Genomic DNA, 21,092 nt, shown 5'->3' with positions numbered 1-21,092 from the left:
GATTATCCCACCCGTCTAACATGCGCATGTCGGGGTCTGTGACTCTACTGTTAACCAGTATTGACGGAAATCTCGGGATTATATCCGAAAAAAACACAAAAAACCTCCAGTCATCGCTATAAAAGCAACAACTGGAGGCTTAACATGCCTAAGTCTGCAGAGGATTCTATTTTATAATTCAAGAAACAATCTCTCTATTTCTTCGATTACTCGTAGATTGGAAGTACTTGATTCGTTTGCTCACGGTTACGACCAACGGAGAAGATGGCAATTGGAATGCCTGTAAGTTCAGAAACACGTTTTACATAATTCTGTGTGTTCACTGGCAGGTCTTCGAGTTTCTTCGCTCCAGTGATATCTTCGCTCCAGCCTGGCATCTCTTCGTATACCGCTTCACATTCTGCCAGCATTTTGAGGCTTGCCGGATAGTGTGTGATGACCTCGCCACGGAATTTGTATCCTGTGCAGATTTTTACGGTTTCCAGACCTGTCATTACGTCCAGAGAGTTCAGGGACAGACCTGTAATTCCGCTGACACGACGCGCGTGGCGAACAACAACACTATCGAACCAACCTACACGACGTGGACGTCCAGTTACCGTACCGTACTCATGTCCAGTCTCACGGATTTGGTCGCCGATTGCATCATGCAATTCCGTAGGGAATGGGCCATCTCCTACACGGGTTGTGTAAGCTTTCGCTACCCCAATGACTTGCTGAATACGAGCCGGGCCTACGCCAGAACCGATACATACGCCACCTGCGGACGGATTGGATGATGTAACAAATGGATAAGTTCCTTGATCAAGGTCCAACATAACGCCTTGTGCACCTTCAAACAATACTTTTTTGTCCTCATCAATATATTCGTTCAGAACAACAGATGTATCACGTACATATGGACGCAGAATTTCAGCATATCCGAGGTAATCTTGCAGAATCTCTTCCACATCAACAGGCTGGCCGCCGTAGACTTGCTCGATGACACGATTCTTTTCTTTGACCAGATGACGCAGTTTCAGTTCGAAATCTTCAGCATCCAACAGGTCAACCATCCGAATACCAATACGAGCTGATTTGTCCATGTAACATGGGCCAATCCCTTTGCCAGTCGTACCAATTTTGTTCGGACCTTTGCTCTCTTCTTCCAGTGCATCCAATACCATGTGATATGGCAGGATGATATGTGCACGCTCACTGATGGACAGGTTCTTCGTTGTGAAATCATTGTCATGAATATAGTTAATTTCTTCGATGAGTGCCTTCGGGTTGATAACCATTCCGTTACCAATAACACACGCTTTATCCGTGTAGAAAATCCCTGATGGAATCATCGTCAGTTTATATTTTTTGTTATCAATCAGAATTGTATGACCCGCATTGTTACCACCTTGATAACGAGCCACCACATCAGCGCTCTCCGCCAAATAATCCGTGATTTTGCCTTTTCCTTCGTCTCCCCATTGCGTTCCCACTACAACTACCGTTGACATAGTTAACATTCCTCCGTGGGTGCCTTGCGCACCTTTGTATTGGTCTGTCCGTCCTCTATCCCGGCAGGCATGTTACGCAATAAACCGACTGAGAAGCGTGCTAACGGACAGTAAAAATGTCCTTCCGTTACATTCAAGGGAAGGTTTGCGCTGCTTTAACGCAGCAGTATTAGTGTACCAGTACCCTTTTTCAAAGTCAAATCAAATGGCGAACAATTAGATATAGTACAACTGTAATGTTCGGGATTTACCCACTATTTCAACATAAAAAACCGGAGACTACAGTCCAAGCTTGCTTGACTGCTATCACCGGTTCAAGGATACCCATTTCAATGTGAATCTATATCTGGTATTTATAAGAGATGTTTGAGTTCAGTTGCTCTAATGGTTGATCTTCGGGACAGACGATTCTGGCTTCCTGATCGAAGCTGTCAGCACCTGCCCGTTACATCGCGAAGGCGTCATTGTGCGCCCTCTCGTAATTGACGAATTTATTAAAGTTTTTCAGGAAGACCAGTTCTACCGTACCTACCGGACCGTTACGCTGTTTGGCGATAATGATCTCAATAATATTTTTCTTCTCGGTCTCCTGGTTGTAGTAGTCATCCCGGTACAGGAACGCTACGATGTCGGCATCTTGCTCGATCGAACCCGATTCCCGCAAGTCACTCATCATCGGACGTTTATCCTGACGTTGCTCTACACCCCGGCTCAGCTGGGACAAGGCAATAACCGGAACTTCCAGTTCCCGGCCAATCTGTTTCAGTGTACGTGAAATCTCGGATACCTCTTGTTGACGGTTCTCCCCTGCTTTACCACGTCCACTAATCAGTTGAAGATAGTCGATCAGGATCATGCCAAGGCCTTTCTCTTTCTTCAGACGACGGCATTTGGCACGAATATCGGCTACGGTAATCCCTGGCGTATCATCTATAAAGATGTTGGCTTCTGACAAAGCTGCAATACCCATCGTCAGCTTCTGCCAGTCTTCATCACCCTTGAAGTCACCCATACGCATCACGCTGGCATCCAGGTTGGCTTCCGCACAGATCATACGTTGCACCAGCTGGGCGGCTGACATCTCCAGACTGAAGATGGCTACCGTCTCCTGTGCCCGAATGGCCACGTTCTGAGCAATATTCAGGGCGAAGGCCGTCTTACCTACGGAAGGACGGGCCGCTACAATGATCAAGTCACTGCGCTGGAATCCGGCAGTCATCTTGTCCAGATCGATGAACCCGGACGGAATACCTGTCGTTGTACCCTTATTCTGATGAAGTGTTTCCACACGATCGAATACTTCCATCAGTACGTCCTGAATGGCTATAAAACCACTACTGGAGCGACGGTTGGAGATCTCCAGAATGCGACGTTCAGCTTCTCCGAGCATCGCTGCAACATCTTCGCCGCCTGTATATCCTTCGCTCACGATCTGTGTTGCCGTACGAATCAGGCGACGCAGCATCGATTTCTCTTCGATAATCTGAGCATAATAGTCTACGTTCGCGGCTGTAGGTACACCATGGGCTAGCTTAGCCAGATAACTAACGCCGCCGATGTCCTCCAGCTCACCTTTATCCTTCAGAAGCGAAGTCAGTGTCACGAGGTCAATCGGTTGATTTCCCTCGCCAAGCTGGATCATCGCTTCAAAGATTAATTGATGGGGCTTATCATAGAAATCCTCGGTTTGCACCCGTTCCATCGCTGTAATCAGGGCCTCGCCCTGCAACAGGATTGCACCCAGCACGGCCTGTTCGGCTTCCAGGTTCTGCGGGGGAATCCGGTCGAATAACATTTCTCCGCCCATCTTACTCTTCCGTTACCTGTACCTTCAAGGTTGCCTTCACTTCAGGGTGAACCTTGACAGTTACTTGTGTTACGCCGAGTGTACGAATAGGCTCGTCCAGCTCAATTTTGCGTTTGTCTACTTTCAGACCCTTTTTAGACAAAGCTTCTGCGATCTGTTTGCTGGTAATGGCGCCGAACAGACGACCACCTTCGCCGGACTTGGCTTTCAATTCAGTCACTTCTGCTTCCAGCTTTTTCGCAAGTGCCTCCGCTTCCGTTTTCTCTTCCTGCTTGATTCTTTCTTCAGCTGCCTTCTGGTTATCCAGTGTCTTCATGTTGCCGTCCGTTGCCAGACGTGCGATTCCCCGTGGCAATAGGAAGTTCTGTGCGTAGCCCTCAGATACTTCTTTCACTTGCCCTTTCTTGCCTTGACCCTTCATATCTTTTATAAAAATGACTTTCATTCGAACAGCCCCTCTTCCTTTTCGATTTCAGCCAGTACGTTCGTCAGCCGTTTTTCTGCCTCTCCAAGCGTTCCTTCAAGCTGCACGGCGGCATTCGTCAAATGTCCGCCACCGCCCAGTCGTTCCATGACAACCTGAACATTCATGCGCCCCAGCGATCTCGCGCTGATGCCAATTAGTCCGTCCGGACGCTCACTAATCACAAATGAAGCGACCACGTCGGTCATGTTCAGCAATGTGTCCGCCACCTGGGCGATCATCATCTGTGGAATCTTGCTACCAGGGTCCGTGACCGCCAGCGCAATGTTCCCGTATACCATTTTAGCATGCTTTATGATTTCTGCCTTAGCAATATATTCTGACAGATCCTCTTTCATCAACCGCTGGATCATAATGGTGTCCGCACCGCTACGGCGCAAGAAGCCTGCCGCTTCGAACGTTCTGGACCCCGTGTGCAGTGCAAAATGCTTCGTATCCACCGTAATCCCGGCAAGTAGAGCCGTAGCTTCTAGCGGAGTGAATTGTACCTTGTCATGAATGTATTGCAAGAGTTCAGTTACCAATTCGGCAGCAGAAGACGCATAAGGTTCCAGATAGATCAACACTGCGTCATTGATGAACTCTTCGCCCCGGCGATGGTGATCCACAACTACGACACGGGTAGCAGACTGTACCAGTTTCGGTTCCATGGTCATGGAGGCCTTATGGGTATCCACTACAACCAGCAACGTGTGCTCGGTCATCATTTGGGTTGCCTGTTCCGGTGATACAAATGCTTTGGACAACTTCTCATCCTTGTTCACTTGCTCCATCATGCGTTCAATCGATGGATTAATTCCATCCAGAACAATCCGTGCTTCCACATTGTACAGACTGGCCGCTTTCCACACTCCGATGGATGCGCCGATCGCGTCCATATCCGGAATTTTATGCCCCATGATGAGCACCCGATCGCTCTCCTGCATGAGATCACGCAGCGCGTGTGCAATAACGCGGGCTCTAACCCGTGTCCGTTTCTCCACTGCGTTAGACTTACCGCCATAGAATGACAGGCGTTGTCCGGACTTCACGGCAGCCTGATCACCACCACGTCCAAGCGCCATGTCCAGACTGGACTGTGCCAGTTCTCCCATCTCGCTGATGCTATCCGATCCAAACGCCAGTCCGACACTGAGTGTCATTGGCACTTTAAGATCAGCAGTCATCTCCCGAACTTCATCCAAAATGACAAATCGGCTCTGCTCCAGTTCCTGCAAAGACTTATGATTCAGCATTAATAGATAACGATCAGAAGACAGACGGCGCAAGTACACTTCGTACCGCTTGGCCCAAGACGTAATTTCGCTGGTCACTCGGGCAATCAGTGCTGTACGCTGCTGATCATCCATACCTTGGGCAGCCTCGTCCAGATTATCCAGAACGAGAATTCCCAATGCAAGGCGTTCATTTTCATATTTATCACGAAGAATGGCTAACTCCGTAATCTCGTATACATATACATACCGCTCCTGCTGGTTATGAATAACTCCATAATGCCGATCATCCAACTGGAATTCGTCATGGAACTCCTTGGATGAATGTTCCTTCGTCCCATCCTTCTTCTCTTTAGGCTGAGGAAGTTTGGGAAACAAATTAAGTAGCGGATTACCCACCATTGTCTTCTCCTGGAACATCTCCGCGACAAAGCGGTTATGCCACTCTACCGTACGATCTTCGCTGTACAGCACAATTCCGAATGGAAGCATGCTGACCGCTTCCCCCTCCATCCGTTTGATCCGAATGGATAGGCCATTAATGTAGTCGTTAAGCTCACGGCGGAACGCGAGCTCCGCCTTAATCATGACGATTCCCAGCGCCGAAGCCAGTATCAGACTAATCAAACCAAGCGTCCAGTTATAAATGGTAACGAACATAACGAGCAACAGCAGCAGTATGAACGCCCATACGGTATAGTAGCCGTGCCAGCGTTTCTTCAGAAATTTAGGCATGACTCATCACCCTATCGTTTTGATTTCGATATTGCCTCACGAAGCGGGAACGCCAGATCGATAATTCCGATAATCCGAAGCGGACCAATGAAGAAAACCGCAGCCGCCAGGAAATATGGTATAACCGGATTCCATTTCTTTGTATGTGAGAGAAAGAAGAAGAAACCGATCGCTTGAATCATGAAGCCCAGATTGATTAACGGCGACAGATTCATGGCAATCATGGTCCAGTATGTTCCATCACTTTGTCTGGAGATCACTTCGATCAACAATGCGAGGAAATAATACCAGATTAACGCCCGCGGCATACGCCATTCTCTCGCTGGTGGAAGCTTCGATACCACCACACCCATCACATTCAGAATCGGACGAGCAATGGCGTGTGTAATGAAGGCCATTACCATCGACGTGACAACGAGAGCAAACGGAATCATAAGCTGTGTTTGTTTGGCAACATCCTCGGTCATCTCAGGTGTCCATGCAAACCCGTTGATCATCTGATTTGATGTATTGGTTAACGGTTCAATGGTCAATTTGACCACATCTTCAATATAACTGGACAGGTCGAATTGGAAAATGACACTGCCGACCAAGAGCAACAACAAGTATTCTGCCAACATCATGCCACTTCCCGCCATCAGGGCGAACAGGGCTGATTTGCGTGTTTTATACGCGTGACCCATAACGATCGCAGGCAGGGTAAAGATGAGCAATAGTAACAGATAGATGGGGTGGAACACGACCAAAATAACGGCTACAGGCACAAGATGCCATATAAATGATTTTAAAGATAATGAAGCATACAAAATAACTCCCGGAATCATCATAAAAAATATGGCAAGTACCGATAAAGGAGTTAACAGCGAAAGTAGCAAGAGCAGATAAACTGCGCTCCAAACAGCTGATTTAAAGCTAAATTTCAACAAATTCACCTCTTACGCATATGATCTTCTAGCGAGGAAATATCCTGGTACCAGTCTTCAAGCTGGTGACCTTCCTGTTTATGCTTTTTCAACTTCTCAACTAGCAGTGCATCCAGATCCTTGAAAGGAATACCGAGCCTGCGGCCCAATATGTAACTACTCATAATCAAACTGGCAAGACTGTCCCCGATTCGAGTTGTACTGCCTTCCCATAACGCCTTGAATAATCGGGATACCTGATCAAGCACTTCGGTTTTCAGCCATTCAATCACTTTAGCGCGTTTGGCTACATCCAGTTCTTTAGGCATTTGGCGAAAGTCACTCTCCCCCGAAAAAGCTTTATTCTCGATTATAGCATAAAAAGAGGGCCCGCAAAATTACCCCAAAAAGCGGAGAAGTTCTCCGAAACTGATGTCAGGTACTTATGCGGAGTCCTCCGTACATCCTATCGACCTATATATTTGTAAAAAACTTCGAATGCGCCCTTGGTTCAGGACTTCTTAAGTTTAACATGATACCGGACGGCTGTGATTATCCCTCATGACACAATAATGTTTAAATTCGTAACAGCCTTACTTAGCCTTGATCGATTCTTTGGCTACAATGCCCTCGCAGTACTCAATAATCTGACTCCGTCTGACAATACCAATGAACCGATCCATATCATCGACTACAGGGACAAAGTTCTGAACTTTAGCCAGATTAATCAGGTCCTCCATGTTGGCATCAATGGATACGGGTTTAATATCCAGGCGAAGTGGAACGTCTTTGAGCAAGAATTTTGAAGCGTTTTCAAATGAAATCTTTCCCTCGGCATTCTTCATATACCACAGTAAGTCGCCTTCGGTAACCGTACCAATATATTTGCCCTCTTTATTCAAAATGGGTACCGCCGTAAAACGATGATATTCCATCCGTTCCAACGTTTGCCGCAGCGTAGAATCCGACGTCACGCACGTAACCTCTTGTTTGGGTAGCAAAAAAAATGCGATGTTCATACCCTTGTGTATCCTCCTTATGAATTTCTTCGTTCAACTTATCTCGCTCAACTAATATTATACGGATCAGAACGCAGGATGTTCCAAAAGGATAATAGTTCTCAATACAAAGAAAAAAAACAGCAGCCCGCGAATAAACGTACTGCTGATTGTGGTCTACAACACATCATTGGTATGGAATTGGTTATTCAATCTTTTGCCGGTCAGGGATCATTACTTCACCGGCTGGGGTCGATTGATCCATCCAGTTGTTAATCAGCTCTTTGGCATATTGGACATCTTTCTCGTCAGCCTGACCATAATAGATACCGTCTTTTTTCATTCCCTCACCCAGGATGGTGAAGCTTGAAATCTGTGGTTTCTCCTGAGTAAGCACTTGTTTAGCTAGATCAATAATGAAAGAAGCTCGCATATCCGTCTGGAAGCTGTCTCCCATGATCTGAATCAATTCCGGAATTTTGGCGATTTGATTCAAATTCAGCATCTCATTCGCCATCGCGTTCAGGAAAATCTGCTGCCGCTTGGTACGATTAAAATCGCTATCCTCACGGTATCTTACATAATACAGTGCTTCCTGCCCGTCATAGATCGGCTTACCGCCTTCAATCGTGAATTGCACATGATCGGGGTTCTTGTTCACAATGTCCTCATCAATTGGCAGTTTTACTCCACCAAGCGCATCAACCACTTTTTTGATCCCATCGAAGTTGATCGTTGCATAATAACCTACATCAGCATCAAGGAATTTCTCCACCGTATTGATGGACATATTCTCCCCACCAAAAGCATAGGCATGCGCCAGCTTATCATAATCATCTACGCCATCCTTGTTAGCATCCCGTCCCACAATCTGCACATACGTATCACGTGGAATGGATACCAGAAGCACACGGGATTCCTTGGGACGTACTACAGCATAGATAACGGTATCCGAACGCCCACGCGTTTTCTCATAGGCTCGTTTGTCCGAACCCAGCAGTAACACGGAGAAAGGTTCCTTGCGGTATACCGTTGGATCAGGCGTATTGTTGCCTTCTTGCGGTACATATGAGCGGGATAGCTGATCTTCTACCGAACCGGCGAGAAACAGATCAAATGCCGCTACAGCCAGTTGCTGACGGAACAAATAACCTCCGATTAACAAAACAACAAGCGAAACGAGCGTTATATATAGGCCTTTTCTTCTTTTCTTCTTCTTATCTTTAGTTCTGCTTTTCATCCATTGATTCCTTCTTCACTATCAAAATGATAATCCATAATACCAATTAAACGTCTGGGATGCCTTGTGACTCGGTGTTCACTGATGTTTTCTCTCTCTGGAATCAAGACACCGCTTACGCTCGTTCTATTGTAATCATTGCGAGAGCAAGAAAAGTTACAATCCGGTTAAATTGAAAAGAACAGCGACTCCTTTTTAGTTTCAAAAGGTGCACTGTTCTCTTCATTTTCACACGCAATCCTATCCGTTCGTGGATACACTTTCCACATGATGGCTCTTCTCTTTTTGACGCAGACGTCCCGTTATAAGCGCAGCTACCAGCGTAAGCACACTGAATACCACCGCAGACCAGAAAAGGCCGTTGTAACCCTGCCCTGTCGTTTGATGCACTGCCTGGAGCAACACATCACGGATACCTTCATCAGGAATCTGGGACAGGCTCTCTGTCAGACTGGAGACATCACTCCCTGATGCCCCTCCCGAGGCATATTGTTGTAGCATCTCGGGCGGCACCTGAATTCCTTTGTCAGCGAACCCTGCCTGAATGTTGGACCCCAGATTAATGAAAGAACGTGCCAGGAATCCGGCAAAAATGGTAGGTGCAATAGCCATCGCCATCTGGCGGAATAACGAGCTGGTCGCTACCGCGAAGCCTTTGTTGTTCTCCCCCGCCTGTTCTGTGACAAGTACGTTAACTGGCGCACCCAGCATCATGCCGAAACCGATACCTACGAGTGTACTCGCGATGACAAATTGCCAGATATGCTCCACCCATAGCGGGAACAGCAGGAATCCAATGGCAGATAGCAGCCCCGCAACCGATAACGTCCAGATTGGCCCTTTGCGGTCAACGAGGTATCCACCTCCACCTGCCCCGATGCCGGATGCCAGCGCGAGCGGAGTGAACCAGTACCCGGAAGCCGTATTGGATACGCCAAGATATTGTTCAACAAAACCTGGAATAAAGATCACCGAGGCCAGAATGGCTCCGGAGAAAAAGGCAATCAACAGCGTCCAGCGAAAGGACGCAATGCCCAGAAGCTGTGTCGATACAACAGGTTCACGTTCAGATCCTTCCAGCCTTTTTTCCATGAAGTAAAAGAGCACCAGAATGATTACACCTGCCAAGAAAAAGCCGTAGAACATCGGTGATCCCAGGCTTTGAAGCATGTTCACACCGTCCAGATTGCTGAAGCTATACATTAAACTGAGTACACCCAACGTTAGGACAGCAATACCGCTCCAGTCCACTGCTGCACGATTCAGTTCCTGCTCTTCCTGAATGAATCGAATACCTGCTATGAATAGCAGAATAGCGATAGGTACATTGATCAGGAATAACCAATGCCAGTTGCCAGTAAGATCCAGTATAAAAGCACCGACATTGGGTCCCAAAATAGCGGCAACACCATTCATACCTCCGAGCAGACCCAAAGCTGTACCCTGACGCTCCGCCGGGAACTTGCTTAATACGTATGAGCTGGCAATGATAAAGATCCCCCCGCCGCCCAAAGCTTGAATGACACGAGCAATCAGGAAAAAGGTAAACGATGTGCTCAGCGCGACGAGCAGGGACCCGATCCCAAACAACGCCACTTCAATCAAAAATAGTTTCTTGCGACCATAACGGTCCGACAGTTTGCCGGCAATAGGAACACTCACTGCAAGCCCCAGCGTATAGAGCGTAATCGTCCATGCCCCCCACGTTGGCGACACACCAAATGATGCATTTAAGGTGGTCAGTGAAGAGGTGATGATCCCGTTATCCAGCGCCGCCATAAATACCCCTATGGCAAACAGGATTAGCGGCCATTTCATTTGTTTTTGCATCACATGTTACCTCCCGATCAGATCGTAAATTCAGTATCGTACAGTTGGTTTGGTACATATATATTAAACCGAATTGAATAATAATGACTCACTGGTCATTTTAAAACAAAAGAAAACCATATGTCAATTTAATAATATGGTTATATGGCTTAATTTACCTCTGATTCGATAAAATAGAGCTGCCATAGGTTCAGTCGAACCTGCGGACAGCCCTCATATCTTGTCTGACGTACTATGCTTGCGTAATGCTTCAATGATCTGGTCTTGACTCGGTTTGTTTGACACGTGCATCATTGGCCCCCTGAAGGTATCCTTGATGATGCCCATGTACGCCCTTTCATTTCGAACCCGAAAATCCATAGTTGAACAACTTCCGAGTCTCCACAAAACGCCCTTCACGAGTATCTGTTCCAAATACAACTGATATCAGTCTTTTGCCATCACGTTCAGCTGTACCCACAAAATGATAGCCGGAATCTTCATCATACCCGGTCTTTAATCCGTCATTCCCATCGTAAGCATACGGCCCACCAATGGAGGATAACATCCAGTTCGTGTTACTCATGTACATCCCTTTTTGGTGCATTGATACTTGCATTTGACTGGAGATTCTTAAAATCTCGGGATGGTTATTCAGCAGATATCGCGCAAGCTTGCATGCATCTATAGCCGTCATTAAGGTCTGCCCTTGAATATCCATCGGACGGTTAGGACCAAGCAGCTTTTCACTGAGGCCCGTTGAATTCGTGAATTGTGTATCCTCAGAAAGTCCAATCTGAGTTGCCTTCTGATTCATCTGTTGAACGAACTTCTGCTCTGTACCACTGATATGTTCAGCCAAAGCAACAGTTGCATCATTGGCTGAATAGACAGCTACGATCTCAAACAACTCCTGAACGGTGAATTGCTCTCCCTGTTTCAGGGTCAATTGACTGCCCCCCACGGAGCTGGCATACAGACTCACATTCACAAGATCATTCCAGCCTATATCACCATTGATCACGGCTTCCATCACTAACAGTTCTGTCATCAACTTACTGACGCCTGCCGGAGCGATCTCTTTGGAGCCGTTAAAATCCATTAAGATCTGTTCAGAGTTCATATCCATTAATACCGCAGATTCAGCTTTAATTCCCGGTTTGCCTACCAGCATGTCCGGTTTCACACCCAAATATATAATGAGCAGCAGAGCCAGCAGCATTCCTGCCCGTTTCCACCATTTTTTCATAAGATGATCACCTCTTACCTATATAGACGAAGTAAAGAGGCATTTTGTCTGCACTTTTTTGAAAAAAAGTTAAATTTTTTTTATTTTTTGGTTACAAAAAAAACATGAACCCCATACACCCATGCCAGAGTGTACAGAATCCATGTTTTTAAAGACACTTTTTTCAATTTCCCAGGAGAATTCTTCATTATAATCTAGCAACCGACTTCTTAAAGGACCCCAATCCTTACAGCTGCTAATTTAAGAATGTGTTACTCAGCTACAACTGCTTTGTCTGCATTAACTTGCAGGTCGCTCAGGTAAACGCCTGTTCCATCACCAATCGCATAGTTCATTACACGTTTGTTAACTGGCGCTACAACTGCACGATACAGTGTAGGGAATACAGGCACTTCATCTACCATGTATTGCTGCCATTGATTGTAGATCTCTTTACGCTTGTCTACATCGAATGCTTCAGCAGAGATACCTTGTGCGAGCAATTTGTCATTCTCTTCGCTGGAGAATCTGGAGAAGTTGTAGAGTGCATCACGACCATACAGACCAGATGGATCTACGTCAATACCAACGCCCCATGCGGCTTGATACACATCAATGTTTGGATCATCTTTACCTGTGTTACCTACACGGTCATAGAAGCTGTTGAACTCAACCATTTCCAGGTTTACTTTCAAACCAATAGCTGCCCATGATTGAACATAATAACGTGCCAATGGTTCAGCTGTGTCGCCACCAGTCATGGATACAAAGTTGATTTCGAGTGGTGTTCCATCCGGATTCGTACGGAATTCACCATCCAGTTTGTAACCAGCTTCGTCGAGCAATGCTTTCGCTGCTTCTGGATCATATGCTACACCCGGATTGTTGGAATCATGGAATTCTGGGTGAGATGGTGGAATCAGGGTTGTTGCATTCCAACGCAGGCCATTATAGAAACGTTTACCTACTTGATCGTTATCTACAGCCATCCACATTGCTTTACGCAAGTTTTTGTCGCCCATTTTTGCTTCTGCATTGCTTACAACTTTTCCGTTCTCTTCATCCCACGTACCCAGTTTGAAACCGATGTACGTATAAGCACGATCGATTGCGCCCAGGAATTCTACGTTGGACAGGTTAGCATTGTCTTTATATTGATCTGTCGGGAATGCATCCACGAGGTCTACCCCGCCAGATTTCAGTTCTTGAACAACCGTAGTCGGGTTGATAACTTTCAGAGTCACTTTGTCCAGTTTCGGAGCTCCACGCCAGTAGTCTTCGTTCTTAACATAAGTTACAGACTCACCCGGAGTGATGACATCCACTTTAAATGGACCAAAACCAATTGGTTTTTCACGTACTTCTTTGGAAGAAGACATTTTTGCTACATCCATATCTCCGAAGATATGTTTAGCCAGTGGATACGTCCATACGCCACCTGTCAGCAGGGACGGAGTGGATTCTTTATACGTAATGCTGATTTGTTTGTCGCTCAGCACTTTAATACCAGAGATTGTTTTTGCTTTTCCAGCATGATACTCGTCCATACCTACTACACTAGTGAAGTTGGAGTCGTAACGAGGACCATCATAGCCTTTACTACCGATTACTTCATAAGCAAATTGCAGATCTTCAGCCGTTACCGGCTTGCCATCATGCCAGTTCACATTGTCACGAATGGTCAGTGTGAACGTTTTGCCATCTTCAGATGTCTCATACGTTGCCGCACCATCGTTGGTATACACATAGTCTTTATCCCAAGTCAGCAAGCCTTCATCGAACCATTGAAGAACCTGTACATCCGGGTTACCCGAATAGAAATTGTAGTTCAGTGTACCTTCAAAAGCAGTATCCGATACAAGTCCGAATGTAATCGATCCACCCTCGATCGCAGTACCCTCATTCGTTTTGACATTGTTGAAGTCTTCAATGGAGTAAACGCCCTCTTCATTAGCAGGTTTTTCCTCCGTTTTTCCCTCTTCTGTGTTGGAAGCTGGAGCTGGAGTAGCTGCTTCTTTCTCAGAGCACGCTGCGAGCACCAATACAAAGACCAACATCATCGTGAAAAATAGTCCCCGTGAAAATAATCCCTTTTTCATGAACCTTTCCTCCCTTTTTTTAACCTCTTCTTTGTCTTGCATCAGTCGCACGCTTTAGGGCTTGACCGACATTATTTATACTCAACATCAATACCAGAATCAGTACCGATGCGGGTAGCCATATCCACCATCTGGATTCCAGGGTTTGCGGATTACGTGCATAACTTACGAGTGTTCCAAGACTAGGCGTACTTTCCGGAAAACCAAATCCAAGGAAAGATAACCCTGATTCGAGGCCAATGTTGGCAGCGAGATTTAATGTCATCGTTACGATGATAATGGAGCTCAGATTTGGAAGAACCTGTGAGAGCATAATCTTCAGATGAGAAGAGCCCAATGTTTTTGAAGCTTTTACATAATCCAGTTCCCGTTCCTGTAATGCTTTGGAGCGAATCAATCTGGCGATACCCATCCAAAGAAATGCCGTCATGATTAGAGAGAACGAGATGATATTGTATTTCGGTACTGCGGTAACAAACGCGATAACAATCATCAACATCGGAAGGATCATGAAGAAATCAACAACACGCATAAACAGGTTGTCTATCATTCCACCGAAATAACCGGATAAAAGGCCAATTAAGATACCTATGAAGCCAGTCATTAACGTTACGATAATTCCAATGGTCAGGGAGTTACGTGTACCGATGACCAGCTGGCCAAATACATCGCGACCTCCATAGTCCGTTCCTAACCAATATTTCGCGGATGGTGGTTCATATAAGGCAAACAGATCCACGCGTACGATATCATCCTGATTCAGAATGAGAGACGTGCCATATACTAGCAACATGACCAAGCCCAAGAAAATGAGCGAGATTAGTGCCACCTTATCTCTGACAAGCTCCCTCCATAAAATACTCAAGCTGGAGGGGCTTTTATCAACCTTTTGTGAAGTTACAACTACCTCGTTGGCCTTGCTCATCTTGTTTTCACCCCGAAATCTTCAAGTTCTTACTTGATCCGTATACGTGGATCTACAATTCCTAGAATTATGTCAGACAGCAATGCCCCGAGAATGGAAGCTACGCCATACAACAATACGAGTGCAGTCACAACGCTGAAGTCACGCAATGAGATGGAACTCAGGAACAACTGCCCCATACCTGGATAACTGAATATACTTTCAATAAATACCGTACCTCCGATAAGTCCTGTGATCTCATATCCAAAGAACGCGGCGATAGGTAATAGTGAATTCCTCAAGATATGCCTGTTGTATATCCGGGATTCCGAGGCACCTTTGGCTCTGGCAGTAATAACAAATTCCTTATGCTTGATATCAATGATTTCACTACGCAAATATTGAACCGTTGATACCGTAGTAATCAGTGCCATGGATAGTGCCGGCAATAATAGATGATAGAACTTACTCATTATGTAGCTGAATGTGCCTGGTGTAAGTCCTGGCGCAACGCTACCTCCTGTCGGGAACCAGCCGAAGTGAAATCCGAAGATCCATACCATCACCAGTGCGAAAATGAACAATGGTGCGGCAAAGCCCAGGTAGGTGTATCCCGTGATCAACCGATCAGACCAGGTATCGTTGTAACGACCACTGATGATACCCAGTGGAATAGCGATCAGGTAAGTCAGTACAAGTGTCGCCAGTGCCAGCCAGAATGTATTTGCTACACGCTGACCGATCAAGTCGGTAACCGGCATTTTGAAACGGAAGGATTGTCCAAAATCACCTTGGACGGCGTTTTTGATCCAGTCCCAATATTGCACGTACCAGGGATTATTCAATCCCAGTCTCTCTCGCTGGGCTTCCAATGCTTTGGGATCAACGCTTGGATCAAGCAATCCGGTTAGCGCGTCACCCGGCATGGCCTTGGCCATCAGAAAGACCAAAAGACTTAGTAAAAAGATCTGAGGGATCATTATGATAATTCTGCGTACTATCGTTTTCCACATATGGCCTTCAACCTTTCTGAGGTAGAGCTACTCGGTGAGTATCGGAAATGGATTTGAGCGAGTATGCAAGCCCTTCCTCATCAAAGAAATTTCGGTATGAATGTTCATACTCGGATTTGACCTGTTGACGGAAGGCTACCATTTCCTCTCGTTTGGTTGGGTCCATATCCGGAATGGCTGCAATGAGACGTTTGGTATAGATGTGTTGTGGATTCTCAAAAATATCATTTGTTGTGCCCTGTTCCACATATCGACCTTTATACATAATTCCAATCTGATCACACATATGACGGATGATGCCCAGATCGTGACTGATGAACAGATAGGTCAGATTTAACTCTTTTTGAATCTCTTGCATGAAGTTGAGTACTTGAGCCTGTACCGATACATCGAGTGCAGATACAGGTTCATCCGCGATAATTAGCTTCGGCTTCAGTGCAATAGCCCGTGCAATGCCAATCCGTTGACGCTGTCCGCCGGAGAATTCATGCGGATATTTATAGATTGATTCCGGACTCAAGCCAACCTTTTCAAGTAATTCTCTTACTTGTCTTTTCTCCTCAGTAGCTGTCAGACGCTCATAGTTACGAAACGGCTCAGCGATAATATCGATAACCCGCTTCTTTGGATTCAGTGATGAATATGGGTCTTGAAAAATCATTTGTACATCCCGCTGGAGCTGCCTGTTCTTACGTCGCTCCGTAGCCAGATTTTTGCCGTTAAAAAGAATCTTTCCGTCAGTGACATGGTTTAGCCCAATAATGGCTCTGCCTGTTGTTGTCTTTCCTGAACCTGATTCGCCAACCAGACCATAGGTCTGTCCTTGTTCAATGGAGAAGCTAACATCATCAACAGCCTTTACACTGCCAATTTCCCGTTTAAGCAATCCACCGCGAATCGGAAAGTGTATCTTAAGCCCTTCTACTTCGAGTAATGCCATTATGTTATTCCTCCTCAGCTTTGGTCAGGGAAATGAAAGTGCTGGTAACAGGTACACCTTACAAAGTGACCTGGTGCAATTTCATGCATCTGCGGGTTCTCTTCATGAGCCGATTCACTAATCCATGGAATTCGGGCTTTGAATCTGCACCCTTTGCGAGGAAGATTTTTGAGCGATGGTACAATACCTTGGATGACATGTAATTTGGATCCTTCTTCAGACAGGGTGGGAATCGAGTTCAACAGTGAGCGGGTATATGGATGCTTCGCATCGTTCATCAATGTGAAGATATCTGCGATCTCAACAATTTCGCCTGCATACATAACTGCAACGCGATCAGCCATCTCAGCTACGACACCCAGATCATGTGTAATCAGAATAATGCCTGCGTTAATTTCATTCTTCAGATCACGGATTAGCTCCAGAATCTGTAGTTGAATCGTAACGTCAAGCGCCGTCGTTGGTTCATCGGCTATGAGTAGTTCCGGTTTGTTGGCAATCGCAATGGCAATAACAATTCTCTGTCTCATACCACCAGATAGTTCGTGGGGATACTGCTTGTATATTTGTTCGGGACGTGGAATCCCTACCTGATTCAATAAGTGAATGACCTTTTCTCTCTTCTCTCTGGAAGACAGCTTGGACTGATGAAGTGTGAGAATCTCTTCAATCTGTTCACCAATAATCATTAGAGGATTTAGTGCGGACAATGGGTCCTGAAAAATCATACCCATTTCTTTGCCGCGTAGCTTGTTCAACTTGCTTGGGGAGATGTTGGCAATATCTTGTCCTTTATAGAGAATCTGGCCTTCGATTTTTGCTTTGTTATGCAAACCCATAAGAGAGAATGCAAAAGCACTTTTACCTGACCCAGATTCACCTACAATCGCCAACACTTCATTTTTCTTCACCGTAAGGTTAACGTGATCCACTGCTGCATAATAGTCATCTTCAATTCTGAATGATGTTGTTAGATTTCTGACTTCCAATAGCTCTGTATTCAAATCAATCACCCTAACCCCATAATTTCCGTAGATTGTATTCGTGTGTAGAGGAATGCATCCACTGTATATTTCCAAGTTCTTGAAGATAACGAACAATAGCTTATACAAAATACCAAATTGTTAGGAGAAACAAGTTTAAGAGACTTATATTTAGACCATTGGTCAATTAATGTTGATAATTCCTAGCGGAATTATATATCAAAATAATTAATGTAATCATACGTGTAATTTTAGCTAACGTCAATGCTTATTTTGAGATTTTTGGTATAAATGTTTTTTATACTACAGAATTGGATATTAGTAATACTATAAAGGCATATATCAGGAATTTTGAGAGGTGTTATCTTGTTTTTGGCTGTGAGGTGTACATAGGCAATTAGTCAAAATAACATATACATGACATAGTAGTTACATCTAATGTATGTGTATGCTTTAATTTAAGTAGACATTCTTAATTTTGCGTGAGGTAAATGTTACATATATGAGTAGTGATTATATCTCAATCTATAGCTGAATTTTATTTAATGGGAACCGTTATGCTTACAAATGAAAGAATCTGTGCGATCAAAGTAAAAAATCTAGTTAATCTAGTATAGTTTTATTTATTTGCTAATGTAAAGACCAAATTGTCATCTTTTATCATTTATTTTACAAAAGAAAGAAAAAAGCCCTGCAAAATGCAGAGCTTATCTAATAATTATTCATTTAAATGTATATAAAATACTCTTTACTGAGAATCAGGAGGTCTTTTACCACGTTTTAACTCATTGATACTCAAGCCAAAATCCATCTGCAAGTGAGGATAGTCCGGAAAGTTTGCCCAGTCTCCACCCCAAGTGAAACCTAACTCTTTGGCGAGATCCACAACTTCCATCCAGTCTGCCTTGCCATTCCCGTTATCATCACGTTCCATATCCCACACCACATCACCGTCAGGCGTCCTCAGTGCAAAATCAATTGCTAATCCGTAGTTATGATATGACTCCCCACCACGTGCATTAGTAACGATATTGCCTGCGCTTGAGCGTCCTTGGTTGAATAGTGCGTCTTGTTCCTCGGAACTTCGGTAGCCGTGGGTGATGATAATCTCTATTCCACGTCTGGCTGCCTTACGTACCAATAAACTCTCATTCTCTGCTACCACAGGATGTAGGCCGGTAATTGGCAGAGCTTCTTGGATTGTTGTCCCAGGCCACATATTATCTATATCACCTTTTTGCTGTAACCATACATATATAATGGAAAGTAAAAGAGTAGCTATAATCCAGGTTTTCAGACTGCTCTTTTTTCTCTGTTTGCCTTTACGTTTTGATGTATTCATATCCACTCCTGGTGTTTATTCTGAAATAAACAGCTATTCCTGCTGCCTGAACCTTTTCAGTAGATTAGACTCTATTATAATTCATTTGAGCCTTGAATGCTTCTATCACCATAGTATTGAATTCTTCCATTTGTTAGAGTGGGTCTGTTATTTCTATTACTTCTATTGATATATACAAAAAAGCAGCCGGCTATAAGCCGACTGCTTCGTATGCAAGCTGAGTAAAAACTACTCAGTTGTGTATGGCAATAATGCGATTTGACGGGAGCGTTTGATTGCAATCGTCAGCATGCGTTGATATTTAGCGCTAGTACCTGTTACACGGCGTGGCAAAATTTTTCCACGTTCGCTGATAAATTTACGAAGCAAGTCCGTATCTTTATAATCGATGTGAGTAATTTTGTTAGCTGTGAAGAAGCACACTTTACGACGTTTATTACGGCCGCCACGACGTGCCGGTCTTTTATCGTTGTCTCCGCCTTCTCTTTGCTTGAAGCCCATGCTTTTCAGTCCTTTCCTATCATGTAACCCATATCTCCTAAGAGTATCAGTTCATGTTAAAATGGCAAATCATCATCCGATATATCAATCGGTTTTCCGTCATCGGAAAAAGGATCCTGATTGTTGCTACGCGAATTATTGTTATTGTTCGCGCGTCCGCCGCCTCCATAAGAAGGCTCTTCACGCATTGGTTGCCCACCGCCGCCACCGCTATTATCACGGTTAGCTGACTCCAAGAAACGGACATTATCGGCAATGACTTCGGTCACGTATACACGTTTTCCTTCGTTATTCTCGTAGTTCCGTACTTGAATGCGTCCTTCGACTGCAGCCAGGCGTCCTTTGCGCAAGTAGTTCGCACAGGTCTCGGCAAGCTGTCTCCAGGTTACGACCGGAATGAAATCGGCTTCCTTTTCTCCCCCTTGGCTTGTAAACGGTCTGTCCACTGCCAAAGTAAATTGCGTAACTGCCACTCCTGCTGGAGTGTAACGCAACTCAGGATCCCGGGTTAACCGGCCGATCAGAATGACACGGTTCAACAATGTAATCCCCTCCTTCAGAGCGTATTGGTGCGTTAATCACGAGTAGTCTTAAGCAGACTTAACGTCGTTGGTAATGAGATAACGAATTACTTCGTCAGAAATCTTCATGAGACGCTCAAGTTCAGTTACAACTGCTGGTTCAGCAGTGAAATGTACCAGAACATAAAAACCATCACGGAATTTCTTGATCTCATACGCAAGACGGCGTTTACCCATAACGTCGTGAGCTGTAACTTCACCACCGCCGTTGGAGATGATGCCTTGGAATTTATCGACTGTAGCTTGAACAACTTCTTGCTCAATGTCAGGACGAATAATGTACATCACTTCATATTTGCGCATAATTTTCACCTCCTTATGGACTCTGGCCCTCAATCTAGGTTGAGAGCAAGGAACGAGCACAAACTCGAACTATATTAATATAACAAATACCGAGTTAAAGTGCAAGCAAACGTTCCCTGTACATATTGGCACATGATCAGCCCGGCTATGGAGCACACTACAGAAGCAACAAAGTAACAATAATCTGCAGAGGAGGTATTATCATGGGTGAAAAAACCGAGTTTGAACCAGGAGACAAAGCCCCAAACGATGGAGAGTACACGGAAGTTGGGGAAAAAAGCTTTGTCACGGAAATTCAGAACCCTAAGCGGGTAACGCTGCAAAAAGGTGAAGCTTTTCCCGAAACAAGCAATCATAATCGCAAGTGGAAGAAGCTGACCAAAGCCCGCGTCCATTAATCGCAATACTTTTTACGATCCATGTATATAAAACGAAATAAAGCACATAATACAATCAGGCGGTGCACGAGAGAGGTGTGGTTCCGTTGGACAACGAAGCCGATCATTCGCTGTTGGA

At 45.1% G+C, this 21,092-nt stretch carries 20 protein-coding genes; 1 reads left to right on the top strand and 19 read right to left on the bottom strand.

The window, feature by feature from the left end; genetic code table 11:
* Window positions 1–206: 206 nt before the first annotated feature.
* From MKX68_RS11235 to rpsF, 19 genes are all read right to left on the bottom strand, one after another.
* A complete protein-coding gene (locus tag MKX68_RS11235; protein WP_036671866.1) occupies window positions 207–1,493 on the bottom strand; it encodes an adenylosuccinate synthase in 1,287 nt (428 codons plus the stop codon).
* 445 nt (window positions 1,494–1,938) lie between these two features.
* Window positions 1,939–3,300: a replicative DNA helicase gene (dnaB, locus tag MKX68_RS11230; RefSeq protein WP_036611922.1), complete on the bottom strand. Its 1,362-nt coding sequence runs from the start codon at window positions 3,298–3,300 to the stop codon at window positions 1,939–1,941.
* Between the two features lies 1 nt (window position 3,301).
* Window positions 3,302–3,745, bottom strand: a complete 444-nt coding sequence (gene rplI / locus MKX68_RS11225) for a 50S ribosomal protein L9 (protein ID WP_133386402.1) — start codon at window positions 3,743–3,745, stop codon at window positions 3,302–3,304.
* Entirely contained in the window at window positions 3,742–5,733 is a 1,992-nt protein-coding gene (locus tag MKX68_RS11220; RefSeq protein WP_340911483.1) for a DHH family phosphoesterase, read from the bottom strand. Before MKX68_RS11220 ends, rplI begins: the two co-directional genes overlap by 4 nt.
* Window positions 5,734–5,744: 11 nt before the next feature.
* On the bottom strand, window positions 5,745–6,665 hold the full coding sequence (locus MKX68_RS11215; RefSeq protein WP_243391271.1) for a DUF2232 domain-containing protein: 921 nt from the start codon (window positions 6,663–6,665) through the stop codon (window positions 5,745–5,747).
* Window positions 6,662–6,964: a MazG-like family protein gene (locus tag MKX68_RS11210; protein ID WP_036611930.1), complete on the bottom strand. Its 303-nt coding sequence runs from the start codon at window positions 6,962–6,964 to the stop codon at window positions 6,662–6,664. Before MKX68_RS11210 ends, MKX68_RS11215 begins: the two co-directional genes overlap by 4 nt.
* Before the next feature lie 264 nt (window positions 6,965–7,228).
* Window positions 7,229–7,654, bottom strand: a complete 426-nt coding sequence (locus MKX68_RS11205) for a CBS domain-containing protein (RefSeq protein WP_091035263.1) — start codon at window positions 7,652–7,654, stop codon at window positions 7,229–7,231.
* A gap of 184 nt (window positions 7,655–7,838) precedes the next feature.
* Window positions 7,839–8,873: an LCP family protein gene (locus MKX68_RS11200; RefSeq protein WP_091035261.1), complete on the bottom strand. Its 1,035-nt coding sequence runs from the start codon at window positions 8,871–8,873 to the stop codon at window positions 7,839–7,841.
* A gap of 240 nt (window positions 8,874–9,113) precedes the next feature.
* The gene (locus MKX68_RS11195) at window positions 9,114–10,703 is read right to left on the bottom strand and encodes an MFS transporter (protein ID WP_340911479.1); all 1,590 of its coding nucleotides are present in this window, start codon (window positions 10,701–10,703) and stop codon (window positions 9,114–9,116) included.
* A gap of 337 nt (window positions 10,704–11,040) precedes the next feature.
* On the bottom strand, window positions 11,041–11,931 hold the full coding sequence (locus MKX68_RS11190) for a D-alanyl-D-alanine carboxypeptidase family protein (RefSeq protein WP_340911477.1): 891 nt from the start codon (window positions 11,929–11,931) through the stop codon (window positions 11,041–11,043).
* Window positions 11,932–12,182: 251 nt separating this feature from the next.
* Window positions 12,183–14,009 (bottom strand): oligopeptide ABC transporter substrate-binding protein, encoded by a 1,827-nt coding sequence (locus tag MKX68_RS11185; protein ID WP_338589637.1) that lies wholly within the window; start codon window positions 14,007–14,009, stop codon window positions 12,183–12,185.
* A 19-nt stretch (window positions 14,010–14,028) separates the two neighbouring features.
* Window positions 14,029–14,934 (bottom strand): ABC transporter permease, encoded by a 906-nt coding sequence (locus tag MKX68_RS11180; RefSeq protein ID WP_036611941.1) that lies wholly within the window; start codon window positions 14,932–14,934, stop codon window positions 14,029–14,031.
* Window positions 14,935–14,963: 29 nt separating this feature from the next.
* On the bottom strand, window positions 14,964–15,926 hold the full coding sequence (gene opp4B, locus MKX68_RS11175) for an oligopeptide ABC transporter permease (protein ID WP_221820232.1): 963 nt from the start codon (window positions 15,924–15,926) through the stop codon (window positions 14,964–14,966).
* 7 nt (window positions 15,927–15,933) lie between these two features.
* Window positions 15,934–16,866: an ABC transporter ATP-binding protein gene (locus MKX68_RS11170; protein ID WP_074092894.1), complete on the bottom strand. Its 933-nt coding sequence runs from the start codon at window positions 16,864–16,866 to the stop codon at window positions 15,934–15,936.
* A gap of 14 nt (window positions 16,867–16,880) precedes the next feature.
* The gene (locus MKX68_RS11165) at window positions 16,881–17,870 is read right to left on the bottom strand and encodes an ABC transporter ATP-binding protein (protein WP_026081379.1); all 990 of its coding nucleotides are present in this window, start codon (window positions 17,868–17,870) and stop codon (window positions 16,881–16,883) included.
* A 727-nt stretch (window positions 17,871–18,597) separates the two neighbouring features.
* Window positions 18,598–19,191 carry a M15 family metallopeptidase gene (locus MKX68_RS11160; protein ID WP_289390791.1) on the bottom strand — a complete coding sequence of 198 codons (594 nt, stop codon included), beginning with the start codon at window positions 19,189–19,191 and terminating at the stop codon, window positions 18,598–18,600.
* Between the two features lie 228 nt (window positions 19,192–19,419).
* On the bottom strand, window positions 19,420–19,692 hold the full coding sequence (gene rpsR, locus MKX68_RS11155; RefSeq protein ID WP_017691433.1) for a 30S ribosomal protein S18: 273 nt from the start codon (window positions 19,690–19,692) through the stop codon (window positions 19,420–19,422).
* 56 nt (window positions 19,693–19,748) lie between these two features.
* The gene (ssb, locus tag MKX68_RS11150; protein WP_017691432.1) at window positions 19,749–20,234 is read right to left on the bottom strand and encodes a single-stranded DNA-binding protein; all 486 of its coding nucleotides are present in this window, start codon (window positions 20,232–20,234) and stop codon (window positions 19,749–19,751) included.
* A gap of 48 nt (window positions 20,235–20,282) precedes the next feature.
* The gene (gene rpsF / locus MKX68_RS11145) at window positions 20,283–20,576 is read right to left on the bottom strand and encodes a 30S ribosomal protein S6 (RefSeq protein ID WP_036611944.1); all 294 of its coding nucleotides are present in this window, start codon (window positions 20,574–20,576) and stop codon (window positions 20,283–20,285) included.
* Window positions 20,577–20,779: 203 nt separating this feature from the next.
* Between rpsF and MKX68_RS11140 the strand changes: the two genes are divergently transcribed.
* Window positions 20,780–20,974 carry a YjzC family protein gene (locus MKX68_RS11140; RefSeq protein WP_036671877.1) on the top strand — a complete coding sequence of 65 codons (195 nt, stop codon included), beginning with the start codon at window positions 20,780–20,782 and terminating at the stop codon, window positions 20,972–20,974.
* The last annotated feature ends 118 nt before the right edge of the window (window positions 20,975–21,092 follow it).

This window comes from Paenibacillus sp. FSL M8-0212 (genome assembly GCF_038004645.1).
In the GTDB taxonomy this organism is placed as follows: domain Bacteria; phylum Bacillota; class Bacilli; order Paenibacillales; family Paenibacillaceae; genus Paenibacillus.
Note: the sequence above shows the minus strand (reverse complement) of the source record. Positions and strands in the feature narration are given on the sequence as shown.

Coding starts and splice junctions, on each gene's coding strand:
- MKX68_RS11200 (WP_091035261.1), bottom strand. CDS start 8,873: ATGAAAAGCAGAACTAAAGATAAGAAGAAGAAAAGAAGAAAAGGCCTA.
- MKX68_RS11185 (WP_338589637.1), bottom strand. CDS start 14,009: ATGAAAAAGGGATTATTTTCACGGGGACTATTTTTCACGATGATGTTG.
- MKX68_RS11210 (WP_036611930.1), bottom strand. CDS start 6,964: ATGCCTAAAGAACTGGATGTAGCCAAACGCGCTAAAGTGATTGAATGG.
- dnaB (WP_036611922.1), bottom strand. CDS start 3,300: ATGGGCGGAGAAATGTTATTCGACCGGATTCCCCCGCAGAACCTGGAA.
- MKX68_RS11195 (WP_340911479.1), bottom strand. CDS start 10,703: ATGCAAAAACAAATGAAATGGCCGCTAATCCTGTTTGCCATAGGGGTA.
- MKX68_RS11160 (WP_289390791.1), bottom strand. CDS start 19,191: ATGAATACATCAAAACGTAAAGGCAAACAGAGAAAAAAGAGCAGTCTG.
- MKX68_RS11170 (WP_074092894.1), bottom strand. CDS start 16,866: ATGGCATTACTCGAAGTAGAAGGGCTTAAGATACACTTTCCGATTCGC.
- MKX68_RS11140 (WP_036671877.1), top strand. CDS start 20,780: ATGGGTGAAAAAACCGAGTTTGAACCAGGAGACAAAGCCCCAAACGAT.
- MKX68_RS11220 (WP_340911483.1), bottom strand. CDS start 5,733: ATGCCTAAATTTCTGAAGAAACGCTGGCACGGCTACTATACCGTATGG.
- MKX68_RS11235 (WP_036671866.1), bottom strand. CDS start 1,493: ATGTCAACGGTAGTTGTAGTGGGAACGCAATGGGGAGACGAAGGAAAA.
- MKX68_RS11180 (WP_036611941.1), bottom strand. CDS start 14,934: ATGAGCAAGGCCAACGAGGTAGTTGTAACTTCACAAAAGGTTGATAAA.
- rpsF (WP_036611944.1), bottom strand. CDS start 20,576: ATGCGCAAATATGAAGTGATGTACATTATTCGTCCTGACATTGAGCAA.
- rplI (WP_133386402.1), bottom strand. CDS start 3,745: ATGAAAGTCATTTTTATAAAAGATATGAAGGGTCAAGGCAAGAAAGGG.
- MKX68_RS11190 (WP_340911477.1), bottom strand. CDS start 11,931: ATGAAAAAATGGTGGAAACGGGCAGGAATGCTGCTGGCTCTGCTGCTC.
- rpsR (WP_017691433.1), bottom strand. CDS start 19,692: ATGGGCTTCAAGCAAAGAGAAGGCGGAGACAACGATAAAAGACCGGCA.
- opp4B (WP_221820232.1), bottom strand. CDS start 15,926: ATGTGGAAAACGATAGTACGCAGAATTATCATAATGATCCCTCAGATC.
- MKX68_RS11205 (WP_091035263.1), bottom strand. CDS start 7,654: ATGAACATCGCATTTTTTTTGCTACCCAAACAAGAGGTTACGTGCGTG.